Source organism: Pseudomonas sp. ATCC 43928, assembly GCF_005938665.2.
GTDB lineage: Bacteria > Pseudomonadota > Gammaproteobacteria > Pseudomonadales > Pseudomonadaceae > Aquipseudomonas.
This window is the reverse complement of record NZ_CP041753.1, coordinates 3,934,708-3,948,559: the sequence shown is the minus strand read 5'-3', so window position 1 is coordinate 3,948,559 and position 13,852 is coordinate 3,934,708. Positions and strand designations below refer to the sequence as shown.

General features: G+C 61.1%; 13 protein-coding genes. 6 read left to right on the top strand and 7 right to left on the bottom strand.

All coding sequences use genetic code 11. From position 1 onward, the window contains the following. Nucleotides 1–115 precede the first annotated feature (115 nt). Nucleotides 116–604 (top strand): Bkd operon transcriptional regulator BkdR, encoded by a 489-nt coding sequence (gene bkdR / locus FFH90_RS17910; protein WP_017339472.1) that lies wholly within the window; start codon nt 116–118, stop codon nt 602–604. A 57-nt stretch (nt 605–661) separates the two neighbouring features. Here bkdR and FFH90_RS17905 read toward each other — a convergent pair whose 3' ends face one another. Beyond that, nucleotides 662–1,525, bottom strand: a complete 864-nt coding sequence (locus FFH90_RS17905; protein WP_138867760.1) for an MBL fold metallo-hydrolase — start codon at nt 1,523–1,525, stop codon at nt 662–664. A gap of 163 nt (nt 1,526–1,688) precedes the next feature. On the opposite strand from FFH90_RS17905, the gene FFH90_RS17900 reads away from it, so the two are divergent. The 4 genes from FFH90_RS17900 (at nt 1,689) to nahK (ending at nt 7,882) form a co-directional block, all read left to right on the top strand. Beyond that, entirely contained in the window at nt 1,689–2,495 is an 807-nt protein-coding gene (locus tag FFH90_RS17900) for a sulfite exporter TauE/SafE family protein (protein WP_111453485.1), read from the top strand. A 208-nt stretch (nt 2,496–2,703) separates the two neighbouring features. After that, nucleotides 2,704–3,888: a porin gene (locus FFH90_RS17895; protein ID WP_064618320.1), complete on the top strand. Its 1,185-nt coding sequence runs from the start codon at nt 2,704–2,706 to the stop codon at nt 3,886–3,888. Nucleotides 3,889–4,152: 264 nt separating this feature from the next. Then, complete coding sequence (gene nosP / locus FFH90_RS17890; protein ID WP_019648886.1) at nt 4,153–5,316, top strand: nitric oxide-sensing protein NosP; 1,164 nt, start codon at nt 4,153–4,155, stop codon at nt 5,314–5,316. Beyond that, nucleotides 5,246–7,882, top strand: a complete 2,637-nt coding sequence (gene nahK / locus FFH90_RS17885; protein ID WP_372240827.1) for a hybrid sensor histidine kinase/response regulator NahK/ErcS' — start codon at nt 5,246–5,248, stop codon at nt 7,880–7,882. The genes nosP and nahK overlap by 71 nt, the downstream gene beginning before the upstream one ends. A 144-nt stretch (nt 7,883–8,026) precedes the next feature. On the opposite strand, the gene FFH90_RS17880 is transcribed toward nahK, so the two are convergent. From FFH90_RS17880 to FFH90_RS17855, 6 genes are all read right to left on the bottom strand, one after another. After that, entirely contained in the window at nt 8,027–8,692 is a 666-nt protein-coding gene (locus tag FFH90_RS17880) for a response regulator transcription factor (protein ID WP_111453489.1), read from the bottom strand. 57 nt (nt 8,693–8,749) lie between these two features. Beyond that, nucleotides 8,750–9,307 carry a PQQ-dependent catabolism-associated CXXCW motif protein gene (locus FFH90_RS17875; protein ID WP_138867759.1) on the bottom strand — a complete coding sequence of 186 codons (558 nt, stop codon included), beginning with the start codon at nt 9,305–9,307 and terminating at the stop codon, nt 8,750–8,752. A 124-nt stretch (nt 9,308–9,431) separates the two neighbouring features. After that, nucleotides 9,432–10,223, bottom strand: coding sequence for an ABC transporter permease (locus FFH90_RS17870; RefSeq protein ID WP_064618314.1), 792 nt, complete (start codon nt 10,221–10,223; stop codon nt 9,432–9,434). Next, complete coding sequence (locus tag FFH90_RS17865) at nt 10,220–10,963, bottom strand: ABC transporter ATP-binding protein (protein ID WP_064618312.1); 744 nt, start codon at nt 10,961–10,963, stop codon at nt 10,220–10,222. The genes FFH90_RS17870 and FFH90_RS17865 overlap by 4 nt, the downstream gene beginning before the upstream one ends. Further along, nucleotides 10,960–11,919 (bottom strand): YVTN family beta-propeller repeat protein, encoded by a 960-nt coding sequence (locus tag FFH90_RS17860; RefSeq protein ID WP_138867758.1) that lies wholly within the window; start codon nt 11,917–11,919, stop codon nt 10,960–10,962. Before FFH90_RS17860 ends, FFH90_RS17865 begins: the two co-directional genes overlap by 4 nt. A gap of 33 nt (nt 11,920–11,952) precedes the next feature. Further along, nucleotides 11,953–13,137 (bottom strand): ABC transporter substrate-binding protein, encoded by a 1,185-nt coding sequence (locus tag FFH90_RS17855; protein ID WP_138867757.1) that lies wholly within the window; start codon nt 13,135–13,137, stop codon nt 11,953–11,955. Nucleotides 13,138–13,387: 250 nt separating this feature from the next. Between FFH90_RS17855 and pedF the strand changes: the two genes are divergently transcribed. After that, nucleotides 13,388–13,849, top strand: a complete 462-nt coding sequence (gene pedF / locus FFH90_RS17850; protein ID WP_018929707.1) for a cytochrome c-550 PedF — start codon at nt 13,388–13,390, stop codon at nt 13,847–13,849. Nucleotides 13,850–13,852 lie beyond the last annotated feature (3 nt).

The window sequence follows — 13,852 nt, the reverse complement described above, 5'->3', positions numbered from 1 at the left end:
TCCTACAACAATCATAGGCCGGGCCAAGAAGAATATTTCTCTGTGTTTCGTTGCGCTGGAGGTCATTTGAGGATAAAAAATCTGCATAAACATAAAAAACAGGTGTTTTTGTCTCATGCGCAAACTGGACCGTACCGACATCGGCATTCTCAACAGCCTTCAGGAGAACGCGCGCATCACCAACGCCGACCTCGCGCGCTCGGTGAACCTGTCGCCCACGCCGTGCTTCAATCGGGTCAAGGCGATGGAAGAATTAGGGCTGATTCGCGAGCAGGTGACGTTGCTGGATGCCGACTTGCTGGGGCTGCATGTGAATGTGTTCATTCACGTCAGCCTGGAGAAGCAGGTGGAAGAGGCGTTGCAGCATTTCGAAGAGGCGATTTCTGATCGCCCGGAAGTAATGGAGTGCTATCTGATGGCCGGCGACCCGGACTATTTGATCCGTGTGTTGGTGCCGACCATCCAGTCGCTGGAGCGCTTCATGATGGACTTTCTGACCAAGGTGCCGGGAGTGGCGAACATTCGTTCGAGCTTTGCGCTCAAGCAAGTGCGCTACAAGACGGCGTTGCCGTTGCCGGCGAATGGTCTGACCCTGGCCAATTGAAGATCGCAGTTGTAGCGGCCGTAGCAGCTGTCGAGCACCGCGAGGCAGCGTTCGGGGCTAGAGTTGGTTCAGGGGGATTTTCAGGTAGGTCACGCCATTGTCTTCCGCCGGCGGCAAATTCCCTGCCCGCACATTCACCTGAATCGCCGGCAGCAACAGCGTCGGCATGCACAAACCGGCGTCACGCTCGGTGCGCATCGCGACGAAGGAGGCTTCGTCGACGCCGTCGTGAATATGAATGTTGCTTTTGCGCTGCTCGCCAACCGTACTCTGGCATTGCGGGGCGCGGCCCTCGGGCGGGTAATCGTGGCAAACGAAGAGACGCACACTGGCGGGGAAGGCCAGCAGTTTGCGGATCGAGGCGAACATCTGGTTGGCGTTGCCGCCGGGGAAGTCGCAACGCGCGGTGCCGACGTCCGGCATGAACAACGTGTCGCCCACCATAATCACATCGCCGTCGATCAAATAAGCCATGTCCGCCGGGGTATGTCCGGGCACATGCAGGGCCGTGGCCTTGAGGTTGCCAATGCGGAATGACTCGTCCGGTGCGAACAGGTGATCGAACTGCGAACCGTCGACCCTGAATCCCGGTTCAAGATTGAACAGTGTCTTGAACACCCCCTGAACCTTGCTGATCGACTGACCAATCGCAATCTTGCCCCCCAGTTCCCGACGCAGGTACGGCGCGGCCGACAGGTGATCGGCATGGGCATGGGTTTCCAGCAGCCATTGCACCTGCAACTGGTGTTGGCGAACGAAGGCGATGATCCTGTCGGCCTGGACGGTCGAAGTGCGCCCTGCGGCGGCGTTGTAATCGAGCACCGGGTCGACAATCGCGCAGTGCCCGCCATCGTGCTCGTAGATTACGTAGCTGTAGGTCTTGGATGCGGGGTCGAGGAAGGCTTCAATCAAGGCGGGCATGGTGGCTGTTTCTGTTTGGACAAGCCTTGAGGGTAGTTTCATTTTCCCTGCGTTGACCAGCCCCGCATCAATTCAATTAATGAAAAAAACTGTGCGGGCTCTATCCTGTCACTCAATCGATACCGGGCGTCCCCGGCCTTTTTTCGCGGATCATGAGTGTTTTATGTTGTTGGCAAGTTTTTTTGGCCTGGTCATGGGCCTGGTGCTCGGCTTGACCGGAGCCGGTGGCGGTATTCTTGCGGTGCCGGCCCTGGTGCTCGGGCTGGGTTTGACCATGACCCAGGCGGCGCCCGTCGCCTTGTTCGCGGTGGGCAGTGCGGCGGCGATCGGTGCGATCGACGGGTTGCGCCATGGCCTGGTGCGCTATCGCGCGGCGCTGTTGATTGCTTTGCTCGGCGCGGTGTTTTCGCCGGTGGGTATCTACTTTGCTCATCAGTTGCCGGAAAAGATCCTGAAAATCTTGTTCAGTCTGCTGATGGTCATGGTGGCCTGGCGGATGCTGCGCCCGGAAAAGCTCGATGCCGGCCCCAGCGACCACGGCCACGCCAACTGGGGCCAGAAGAACTGCATGCTCGATCAGCAGACCGGGCGTTTTTCCTGGACCGCCAAATGCACCGCGACCCTCGCCGCGCTCGGCGCGGTCACTGGCGTGGTCTCGGGGTTGCTCGGGGTCGGTGGCGGTTTTCTGATAGTGCCTGCGTTCAAGCAACTGACCGATGTGCAGATGCGCGGGATCGTCGCCACGTCGTTGATGGTGATCAGCCTGATCTCGATCATCGGGGTGATTGGCGCGTTTCACGCCGGGGTGCGGATCGATGGTTTGGGCGTGTCGTTCATTGTCGCCAGCATCGTCGGGATGATCCTCGGCCGAAAACTCTGCGCGCGGGTGCCGGCCCGAGGGTTGCAGATCGGCTTTGCCAGCGTCTGCGTGGTGGTAGCCGTTTACATGCTGTTTAGAGCACTCGCCTAGCGCGCACCGGTTCCTGTGGACGTCTGTGTGGCCCGCAGGCTTACACCCTAAGTTCCGGGCCTGGCCGACGGGCGGTCTTACGCCGAATTTGCCGCGCGCTACCGGCCAGCCCAAAGCACCCGACAACCGCCCCCAAGGCAGCGTATGACGCCGCCTGTCCGCTTTCGATAATCGCCTCCGACATCAAGTCCCCGTAGCGGAGCGCGTCATGCACAACAATAAGAATTTCAAGCATCGTTTCTTGCCGGCTTTCATCGTTAGTCTGTCATCCCTGGGCCTGAGCTCGATGGTCCAGGCCGAGATCATGCTGTACGACAAGGACCAGACCACTTTCTCCACCGATGGCTACATCAACGCCTTCTACGTCAATAGCAACGTGGACCGGGCCGGCGATCAGTACGACCGGCGCCAGGCGCGGGTGAAGATGGGTTTTTTGCCTAACTATCTGGGTTTCAACATGGGCAAGCAGGTCGATGACCTCAAGCTCGGCGCCCGGGCCTCGTTCTGGGTGACCATCAATGACAGCGAAACCAACGGCACCAACACCGCCATTGACGTGCGGCAGTTCTACGGCACGGTGGCCAACCCGGAGTGGGGCGAGGTGCTGATCGGCAAGGACTTCGGCCTGTTTGCCCGTTCCAACATCCTGCTCGACGAACTGCTCGCCGGTTACGGTCAGGTCAGCGATACGTTGGGCCTGGTGGACGGCGGGGGGGTGTCGTTCGGCAACATCGGCAGCGGTTATCCGTACCCGTTCCCGACCTCGCAGATTACCTATCGCACCCCGATGATGGACGGCTTGCGGGTGGCGGTGGGGATCATGGACCCGGTCGACACCAACGACAGCAGCGCAACCGGCAAGGCGTACCAGAAGAACCCGCGCACCGAGAGCGAGATCACCTATCAGTTCGACCTCGGCGGGGCGAAGATTTACAGCTGGCTCAACGGCAGCTACCAGACCTCGGACAACACCGATTCCAGCGTCGGGTCCGTCACCTCCAAAGGCGTCGGCTATGGCTTGCAGGCGAAGATGGGCGGGCTGTCGCTGACCGGCTCCGGTTTCCAGGCCAAAGGTATTAACCCGTTCTTCACCAACAATGCCGGTGAACCGACCCTGCGTAATGTCGACAGCAACGGTTACCTGTTGCAGGGCTCCTACAAACTGGGCAAGAACCGACTGGCCTTGTCTTACGGCAAGACCAAGGACGACGGTAACGGCGTGGTCGGCAGCGGCGCCGATTATGAGACTCGCGGCGTTGCGCTGTTCCATGACGTCAACGACAACCTCAAGCTGGTGGCCGAGTACAACCAGTTCGAAATCAACGGCCACGACACCAGCGCCCAGAATGAAAACACCGATACGTTTGCGGTGGGGGCGGTGTTGACCTGGTAGGGGTTTGACTAACCACTCCTTGTGGCGAGGGAGCTTGCTCCCGTTGGGTCGCGCAGCGGCCCCGATCCTGGTCGCGCATCGGCCAGTATTCGGGGACTGCTTCGCAGTCCAGCGGGAGCAAGCTCCCTCGCCACAATTGCGCTAGTCACCCACTGATCAGGCCACCATTCTCATCCCATCGAACCACCCACCCGCTACCCAAGTAGCATTCGTCGCCGCCCGCAGGCTTCGTACACTCGAGCCTCATACAGGCGAGGGGCGACGATGCAGCAGGTTCAGAGCGACGGTGTGGTCAGTGCCATGTCCCAGGCCATCGATGCCCAGCAAGCGGCGCAGGATCTGGCGCGACAACTCTTGCACCCGCATTTGGGCTTCGTGCTGTTCTTCTGTTCCGCCGAGTACGACTTGCAGGCGCTGGGGCAGGCGTTGCAGCAGAGCTTCGGCGGCATTCGGCTGGTGGGCTGCACCAGTGCCGGCGAAATCACCCCCCAAGGTTATGGCCGCAGCTGCGTGACGGCGGTGGGCTTCGATCATCGGCACTTTTCCATCTCTACCGAACTGATCGATGAGATGGAGCATTTCAGCCTGATCGATGCCCAGCAAATGGTCGAGCGCCTGGTCAGCGGTTGTCGCAGCAATACCCTGGCGCCGATCAAGGGCAACAGCTTCGCCCTGACCCTGCTCGATGGCTTGTCCAGTCGTGAAGAAATGGTGCTCGCGGCCTTGAGCGCGGCTTTGGGCGATATTCCGCATTTCGGTGGTTCGGCCGGCGACGACAATTACCTGACCCACACTCATGTGTATTTCGGCGGCGAGTTTCACAGCGGCGCGGCGGTGGTGGTGCTGGTCAATACCTGGCTGGACTTTGAAGTCTTCACCACCCACCACATCCTGCCCAGGGCCGAAAAACTGGTGGTCACCGCTGCCGACAGCACTTCGCGCCGGGTATTCGAACTCAACGCCGAACCGGCCGCCGAGGAGTACGCCCGGCATATCGGCGTGCCGGTGGCCGACCTCGATTACCGGACCTTTGCCGCACACCCATTGGCGGTACGGATCAACGATCAGTATTACGTGCGGGCGATCCAGCAGGTTCACCCAGACCTGAGCCTGAGTTTCTACTGTGCGGTGGAAAACGGCATCGTCCTCACCGTCATGAAACCCGGCCCCATGCTGCCGAATCTGCAAGGCCTGTTCGAGGGCTTGCGCGAGCGTCTCGGGGACTTGTTGCTGACCATCGGCTGTGACTGTTTTCTCCGGCGCCTGGAACTGGAAGACGCCGGCAGTCTCGAGCAGATCGGCGCGTTTTTGCGGGACCAGCGGGTGATGGGTTTCAACACCTACGGAGAACAGTTCAATGGCATGCACATCAACCAGACCTTCACCGGGGTTGCCATTGCCCGAGGACGCGCCCCTGGACAGCGCTGACCTTCAGGCGCAAATCGCCAGCCTGCGGCACGAAAACCAAAAATTGCAGCGTATCAATGACGCGCTGATCGAACGCATCGAGTCCGGAATCACCCGGGGCAACGACCCGTATGCGGCGTTCCAGCATTCGGTGGTGCTGGCCGAACAGGTGCGTGAGCGCACCGACGCCCTGAACCAGGCCATGGCCGAACTCAAGGCTGGCAACCATTTGCTCAGCGAAGCGCGGCTGCGGGCCGAAACCGCCCACCAACACTTGATCGACGCCATCGAAAGCATCTCCGACGCTTTTGTGCTGTTCGATGCCGAGCAGCGGATCGTGCTGTTCAACAGCCGTTTCAAGGCGTTTTGGGGTAACAGCCGGGTACGGATCAACGCGGGCATGCGCCTGAGTGAGGTCAAACGGTTGATGACTTCGACCGGGTTGTTCAGTGAAGAACCCCGGTCGCCTGTCGACGAAAGCCTGCTCTATCGCCTGCACAATGGCCGTTGGCTGCAAGTCAGCGAGCGGCCGACCCAGGAAGGCGGGCGGGTGATCCTGTTCACCGACATTACCGACGTCAAACTCAGCGAAACCCTGCGCCGCGAGCAGGCGGTGGCGCAGAAATCGCACCTATTGCAACGGGCGGTCGACAACCTGTCCCAAGGGGTGGCGATGGTCAACGCCGAGGGCATTCTGGAGTTGTGGAACCGGCGCTTCCTGGAACTCAGTGGCCTGGCCCCGGTGGCGGCTCATCGGCCGTTCGCCGAAGTGATCGCCGACAGCGAATTGAACCTGCTGACCCCGGCCAGTCGCGATGCCAACGGGCGGTACGTGCAGGAATGCGAGCAGCGCCTCTACGATGGCCGGGTCCTGGAAATCCGCACCCATCCGTTGCCCACCGGCGGCTTCGTCAACACCTTCACCGACATCACCGAACGCTATCAGCACGCCGAAGCCCTCAGCGAAAGCGAGCGCTGGATTCGCTTGATCACCGACCATGTGCCGGCGCTGATCGCCTACCTGAATGCCGATCTGGTCTACGAATTCACCAACAAAGTCTATGAAGAATGGTACTGCTGGCCCCGGGGCGTGATGCTCGGGCAGAGCCTGCGCGAAGTGCACAGCGAGCAGCACTATCAGCGCCTCGAGGCCTATGTGGCTCGTGCCCTGGCCGGCGAGAGCGTGACGTTCGAGTTCGCCGAAACCAACATCAACAATCAGGAGCGCTACATGCTGCGCTCCTACGTGCCCAATCGCCTGGCCAGCGGGGAAGTGGTGGGAATCTTCGTGTTGATCCGCGACATCACCGAGCGCCGCCGCACCGCCGAGGCGTTGCATCAGGCCTATCAGAACCTTGAGTTGCGGGTGCGTGAACGCACCACCGAACTGACCACCCTCAATGACCAATTGCTGCGCGAAATCGACGAGCGCCGCCGCGTGGAATCACGCTTGCGCGAGGCCAAGCTCGAGGCCGAGCAGGCCAACCTGTCGAAGACCAAATTTCTCGCTGCCGTCAGCCATGACCTGCTGCAACCGCTCAACGCCGCGCGGCTGTTTACCAGCGCGTTGCTGGAGCGCCGGGAACCGGTGGCCAACGAAAATCTGGTGCGCAATGTCAGCAATTCCCTGGAAGACGTGGAAAACCTGTTGGGCACACTGGTGGACATTTCCAAACTGGATGCCGGGGTGATCAAGGCCGACATTGCGCCGTTCGCCCTCAGCGAATTGCTGGAAAACCTGGCCGCCGAATACACCCAAGTGGCCCGCAGTGAAGGCCTCGAGCTGCATTTCATCCCGTGTTCGGCGCTGGTGCGCAGTGACATTCAATTGCTCGCGCGGATCCTGCGCAACCTGCTGAGCAACGCAATCCGCTATACCTACAGCGGGCGGGTGGTACTCGGTTGCCGGCGCCATCACCAGCGGCTGACCATCGAAGTCTGGGACAGCGGCATGGGCATTGCCGAGAACCGTCTGGAGGAGATTTTTCAGGAGTTCAAACGCGGTGACGTACAGCGCCCCGATCAAGATCGCGGCTTGGGGCTGGGCCTGGCGATCGTGGAGAAAATCGCGCGTATTCTTGGCCACCGGATTCACGTGCGTTCATGGCCGGGCAAGGGCTCGATGTTTTCCGTCGAAGTGCCTTTGAGCGCCACGGCGCCGAAGGCATTGCCGAGTCTGCTGATGAGTGAACCGATGCTCGAGCGCCTGCGCGGTGCACGGGTGTGGGTGCTGGACAACGACGCGGCAATTTGTGCCGGGATGCGCACCTTGCTCGAAGGTTGGGGCTGCCGGGTGGTCACGGCACTCTCGGAGGAGGACCTGGCGCGGCAAGTGGATAATTATCACGCCGAAGCCGACCTGTTGATCGCCGACTATCACCTGGATGACGAGCAGAACGGTGTCGACGCCGTGGCCCGCATCAACGCCCGTCGCGCTTCGGCGATCCCGGCGATGATGATCACCGCCAACTACAGCAATGAGCTCAAACAACAGATCCGCGAACTGGGCCACACCCTGATGCACAAACCGGTGCGGCCGATGAAGCTCAAGACGGCGATGAGTCATTTGCTCGGCCCATCCAGATAACACCGAACCTGTGGCGAGGGAGCTTGCTCCCGCTGGGGCGCGAAGCGGCCCTTTACAAACCACCGAGTCGCCTGGATTGACGACTGCTTCGCAGCCGAGCGGGAGCAAGCTCCCTCGCCACAGGTCAGCTTTCAAACCGGGCAGTTACCGCCGCAAATACGACCCGAAATCAATATCCCCGGCACTCAATATCGCCTGCACCCGGTTGTGCACATTGAGTTTGCGCAAGATCGCCGAGACGTGGGCCTTGACCGTGGTTTCGGCGATTTCCAGGGTGTAGGCGATCTGTTTGTTCGACTCGCCCTTGGTCATGCGTTCAAGCACCAGCAGCTGTTTGCGGGTCAGCGCCTGGAGCAGCTCCGGCGGGAAGCTCGGGGTCTCGCTCATGCGCCGGCTGGCACCGCTCTTTTGCGTGCGGATGATGTCTGGCGGCAGGTACACATTGCCATTGAGAATCTGCTGGATGGCTTCGGTCATCTGCGCCCGTGGCGAGGACTTGGTGATGAACCCCACCGCGCCATAGGTGATGGCTTGCAGCACGATCTGCTTGTCCTGTTCGGCCGAGACGATCACCACCGGAATGGTCGGCGCCTCGTTGCGCAGGTTGATCAGGCCATTGAGGCCGTGCATGCCGGGCATGTTCAGGTCGAGCAGGATCAGGTCCAGGTCGTCGTGTTCCTGGGTCAGGGCCAGGGCGCTGTCGAGGTCGGCGGTTTCCATGACCTCGCTGCCGGGGAAACCGTCGCTGATGACGTTATGAATGGCTTCACGAAACAGCGGGTGATCGTCGGCAATCAGAATTTTGTACATGGCCTTTCACCTCATTATTTTTTTTCAGGGTGTGGCAACAACACGCAAATGCTCAAGTCAGGGAAAAGGCTCGGGCTTCGCCTGTGTCACGGGCAGATTCGCCGCTTGCCAGGCATCCAGTCCGTCGCGGTACCAATACAGTGTTTTATAGCCCATGGAAGCAGCGCGTTTTACCGCGTTCCAGCTCAACCAGCAATCGGAGCGGCAGTAAAAGACCAACGGTTGCGTGTGATCGCCAGCGGTCAATGTGTTCAGGTTACGCGCAAAATAGTCTTGCCAGTCGGGCGTCAGATCGCCGTCACCGGTATTGGCCAGCCAATGGCTGCCGGGCAGGTTTTCGTGGGGCTGATCGTCGATAAAGCGGCCTTGCAGCCATTGTCGGCGGTAGACGTCGATCAGCACCGGCGGGGGTGTCTGCTTGAGCAGGTCTTGCAGGGCGGGCGTGTCGATGATGCTCGCGCCCTGAAGCTGAGTCGGGGTCGGGCTGCGGTACAGGCCGATGCGATAACCGTCGGCGGAGAACAGCGTTGTTTCGGCCTGCGCGGTGCCCAGCAACAGGCTCAGCGACAGCGCAGCGAGAGCAGGGCGCAACAGAACACGTCGGGCACGCGGCATAGGGGTCAGTCCTTATAGTTATGAACCCATTACATGCCAGTAGCGATGCGTTGTGAATGCGACGATAGACAGGTAAACCAGTACCAAAGTAGTAATTTTGTCCTGTTTTTATCGTTCGGAGTAGTCAGCCGGATTTACGCAAGGCCGCATGTTGCGGGTTGAAGGTGAGCACGGCGAGCAGGGCGAACACCAGCGTCAGCCCCGCGCACACCGCCAGCGCCAAGAGGTTGAAGCGTTCGTACAGCGCGAAGCGCACCAGCTCCACCGCATGGGTGAACGGGTTCAAGGCGCACAGCCAATACAGCCACTCGCTGGAATCGCGCATTTTCCACAGCGGATATAGCGCCGACGACAGGAAAAACAGCGGGAAGATCACGAAATTCATCACCCCGGCAAAGTTCTCCAGTTGGCGAATCGCATTGGACAGCAACAGGCCCAGCGCACTGAGCATCAACGCCACCAGCAGCAACGCCGGCAACGCCAGCAACAGGCCCATGGCCGGCGGTTGCACGCCGTACAGCCAGGCAATCGCGAGGAAGGCGTACACCTGCAACAGCGAAATCAGCGACGTCGCCAGTAATTTGCTGCACAGCAGAAAGGTCCGGGGCAGGGGGCTGGTCAACAGCACGCGCATGCTGCCCATCTCCCGGTCATACACCATCGACAACGAACCTTGCATGCCGTTGAACAGCAGGATCATGCAGGCAAGGCCGGGGATGATGTAAACCTCATAGGGAATGTAGGTGTCGTAGGGTTCGATGATGGCGATGCCCAGTGCCGCGCGGAACCCGGCAGCGAACACCAGCAGCCACAGCAACGGCCGCACCAGCGCACTGAGAAACCGCGTGCGCTGCAACACGAAGCGCAGCCATTCGCGCAGCACGATACCGCTGAAACATTGCCAGTAAGCGTTCATCTGCTGACTGCTCCTGAAGGGGTCGAGGTGGTCAGGCGAGCGAAGGCCGAATCGAGGTCGCCGCCATGTTCCAGGCTCAGCGCATCAGCTTGTCCGCTGGCGACCAAACGGCCTTGATGCAGGATCAGCAAGTCGTCGCTGGGTTGCACTTCATCCAGCAAATGAGTGGTCCAGAGCACGCTGATGGTTTGCTCGCGGCACAGGCTGCGGATGTGCTGATTGAGCGCCAGGCGACTGGCCGGGTCGAGGCCGACGCTGGCCTCGTCAAGCAACAACAGGCGTGGTTCGTGCAGCAACGCGCGGGCGATTTCCACCCGCCGCCGGTGGCCGCCATTGAGTTCGCGTACTCGCTCGCGACGGCGCTCGGTCAGGGCCTGACGCGCCAGCTCCGCGTCGACCCGCAGCCCGGTCTGGCGTCGGGACAGACCATGCAGCGCGGCGTGATAACGCAGGTTCTGCTCGACGCTGAGGTCCAGATCCAGCGTGCTTTGCTGAAACACCACTCCCAATTGCTTGAGCGCCGGGCGTGCCGCGTCGCGCAACGAGCATCCGCCGACGCGGATATCACCGCGTTGCAGATCATAGAGGCGGGTGAGCAGGGCGATCAGGGTGGATTTGCCCGCGCCATTGGGCCCAAGCAGCGCCGCAAAACGCCCCGGTGCCAAGCTGAAACTCACTTGGCGCAAGGCCTCGCGCGGGCCGTAGGCGAAACTCAGGTCGCTGACCTCAAGGGCGTTCATGGTGTCACCACCACGCCCCACGGATAGCGCCCGACCTTCACCGATTTGCTGACCTTGAGGGTACCGACATCGATCACCGACACATCGCCACTGACGCCATTGGTGGCCAGCAATTGCCGTTGATCCGGGGTGAACGCCATCTGCCAGACCCGTCGGCCCACCAGCAGGTAATCAACAATTTCGAAGGTCTTGGCGTCGATCACCGCCACATGGTTGGCCGGGCCGAGGGCGACAAAGCCGTACTTGCCGTCGGCGCTGAGCTTGATGCCCACCGGCTGGACTTTGTCCGGGTGCACGCCTTTGATCTGGAAGGTCAAGGTCTTGAGGATCTTGCGGCTGGCGACGTCGAGAATCGTCACCGTGCCGCCGATTTCCGCCGAGGCCCAGAGCTGCGTGCCATCGGGATTGAATTCGACGAAACGCGGTCGTTGATCCACCAGCGTGTTGTCGGCCAGGGTCTGGGTGCTGGTGTCGATCCAGTGCAGCATGTTGGTGGTTTCACTGGTGTTCACCGCCCATTTGCCATCGGGGCTGACGGCCATGCCTTCGGGCTCGACGCCGACGTTGATCTGCCCGAGCACCTTGGAGGTTTCGGTGTCGATCACCGTCACCAGCGCATCGTCTTCGTTGGAGACATACAACCAGCGATTGTTGGGGTGCAGGGCGAATTGTTCAGGGTCTTTGCCCGAGGGCAGTTCCTTGATGATCTTGCGAGTGGCGACGTCCATCACCTGGACCCGGTCCGAATCGCTGGCGCAGATGTACAGCAGCTTGTTGTCGTGGGACAGCAACAGGCCGCGCGGGCGCTGGCCGACGGGCAGGGTGTCGGTGACTTGCAGGGTCTGCATGTCGATCAGGCTCAGGCTGTTGTCCTTTTCGTTGGAGACCCAGGCGGTGCTGGCCGCCGCATGCCCGGCGGCGAGCAGTAGAGCGCATGAAAGCAGGGTGCGGCGCATGGCAGATTCCTTGTTGTTGTGGTGGTAGGGCTTTCAGGGAAAGCGGCAGCTGACCTCGGCTTTGTCGTAACCCAGGCTGTCCATTTCGTTGAAGGGGTGCAGGAAACCGTCTTGCGGCGACGTGCTGACCAGCGCCCGGGGTTGCACGATGGGAATCGGTTGGCGCAACTGACCGTTCCATGGCCGATAACTGAGCTTGCGACCCTTGAAGCCGTCCAGCGGCAATTGCTCGCTGATTTCAAGCGTACGAATCGCCATCGCATCGACCTGGCGCAATTTGCCCACCGCGCTGGCGATGCTGCGCACCGCCATCCACGCGGCGAAGTCCCTATCGTTCATCCAGCGCCCGGCCAGGGCTTCGAAGCGTTTTTGCAACTGCGCGGCACCGTAGGTTTCCACGGTCTTGTGCCAGCCCACCGGGGTCAGGCCCTGGGTGCCGGCGACCGGCCGTGGGTACCAGGTCTGGTAGGGCACGTACTCGCCGAAATCGCCGCGTTCATCGGCGACCAGCACCACGTCGTACTCGGCGGTTTGGGTGAACAACGGCATGTCGGCCTGGGCGCTGCGCCGTTGATCGTTATCGAAGCTCCAGGCTTTCTCCGCCACCAGTTGCAGGCCGAAGCGTTTCGCCGCCCGGCGCAGGGCGGCGGCATAGGCTTGATCGTCGGCGGTCGGGCCGACGATCAGCAGCGCCCGTTGCCATTTGCGCAGCACCAGAAACTGCGCCAGCGCATCGGCCAGCATCGCCCGGCTCGGCAGGCTGTGCAGCACGTTCGGCAGGCAATCGGTAGTGCGCAGGCTGTCATCGGGGCTGCCGGCATTGAACAGCAGGCTGTCGGGTAGCACAGCGCTGAGTCGGCGCAGGTTTTCCGCCGGAGCATTCACCACAAACAGGCGCAGGCCTTGTTCGTGTTGGGCTTTGGCGGCTTCGAGCAAGGCGTCGGGGTTGTCGACATTGGCGCTGACCAACTCGTAGCGCTGGTTGAGAAAGTGCCCGGTGCTGTTGCTGTCGATGATTGCCAGTTCAGCGCCCCGCAGGCCGGCATCGGTCGGTTCAGGAATAACGTTCGACAGCAATGGCCCGGGATCGGGGCGATACCCTAGGTAGCCGATCCGCACCTGCAACGGAGCATCCGCCGCCTGACTCTGGGTCGCCAACCCGGCGGCGCAGGCGATCGCCAGCAGGTAGATCAAGGCATAAGGGGCGAGCTGGCGCATAAGGCACTCCATCACAGGTAGCGCCAGCATAGGAACCCTGGACGGGCGGGGAAATATGCAGAAAGTACCGATGGGCCAGTACCAAGGTAGTAACGGCGTGGGAAACACTTGGGCGGCTCACCACAAGCCCTACTACCAAGGGAGTAGGTCGCGACCACCAAAGCAGCATAGGGCTGGTGCGACGGGGTTCCTAAGATGGCTGCCATAGCCTCTGTAAAGAGGTTCTGCGTGCAATCTTGAGGGCATAACAATGACAACAAAACGCAACGCCTTGCTCGTTGCCGGACTGCTGGCCGGCTTCATCAGCGCAGGTTCCGTCTGGGCTCACGGCAACGTGGTACCCCAGGCCGTCGAAACCAAGGGACTGACCCCGATCAAGGATGCCGGTGTGCAGGTCGATGCCGATGGTTGGGCGGCGGTGAACCCGTATCGTTCCTCTCCGGAGCACGATAAAGCGTTGGAAATCGGCTCTTCGGCCTACAACCAGAACTGCGCGGCCTGTCATGGTCTGGAAGCCAAGTCCGGCGGCATCGCCCCTGACTTGCGCAAGCTCGACGTCGCCGAAGCCGGTGACGAGTGGTTCGTCGAACGGGTGCGCCATGGCGCCGTGCGTGATGGCCGAGTGTACATGCCGAAGATGGCTGACTATTTGAGTCAGGAAGCCTTGTGGGCGGTACGCACCTACCTGGACAGCGTGCACGTCGAGGAGTGACCC

What these genes read in the sequence shown, in the direction of transcription:
- bkdR (WP_017339472.1), top strand. Translation starts at nt 116, where the DNA reads ATGCGCAAACTGGACCGTACCGACATCGGCATTCTCAACAGCCTTCAG.
- FFH90_RS17905 (WP_138867760.1), bottom strand. Translation starts at nt 1,525, where the DNA reads ATGCCCGCCTTGATTGAAGCCTTCCTCGACCCCGCATCCAAGACCTAC.
- FFH90_RS17900 (WP_111453485.1), top strand. Translation starts at nt 1,689, where the DNA reads ATGTTGTTGGCAAGTTTTTTTGGCCTGGTCATGGGCCTGGTGCTCGGC.
- FFH90_RS17895 (WP_064618320.1), top strand. Translation starts at nt 2,704, where the DNA reads ATGCACAACAATAAGAATTTCAAGCATCGTTTCTTGCCGGCTTTCATC.
- nosP (WP_019648886.1), top strand. Translation starts at nt 4,153, where the DNA reads ATGCAGCAGGTTCAGAGCGACGGTGTGGTCAGTGCCATGTCCCAGGCC.
- nahK (WP_372240827.1), top strand. Translation starts at nt 5,246, where the DNA reads ATGGCATGCACATCAACCAGACCTTCACCGGGGTTGCCATTGCCCGAG.
- FFH90_RS17880 (WP_111453489.1), bottom strand. Translation starts at nt 8,692, where the DNA reads ATGTACAAAATTCTGATTGCCGACGATCACCCGCTGTTTCGTGAAGCC.
- FFH90_RS17875 (WP_138867759.1), bottom strand. Translation starts at nt 9,307, where the DNA reads ATGCCGCGTGCCCGACGTGTTCTGTTGCGCCCTGCTCTCGCTGCGCTG.
- FFH90_RS17870 (WP_064618314.1), bottom strand. Translation starts at nt 10,223, where the DNA reads ATGAACGCTTACTGGCAATGTTTCAGCGGTATCGTGCTGCGCGAATGG.
- FFH90_RS17865 (WP_064618312.1), bottom strand. Translation starts at nt 10,963, where the DNA reads ATGAACGCCCTTGAGGTCAGCGACCTGAGTTTCGCCTACGGCCCGCGC.
- FFH90_RS17860 (WP_138867758.1), bottom strand. Translation starts at nt 11,919, where the DNA reads ATGCGCCGCACCCTGCTTTCATGCGCTCTACTGCTCGCCGCCGGGCAT.
- FFH90_RS17855 (WP_138867757.1), bottom strand. Translation starts at nt 13,137, where the DNA reads ATGCGCCAGCTCGCCCCTTATGCCTTGATCTACCTGCTGGCGATCGCC.
- pedF (WP_018929707.1), top strand. Translation starts at nt 13,388, where the DNA reads ATGACAACAAAACGCAACGCCTTGCTCGTTGCCGGACTGCTGGCCGGC.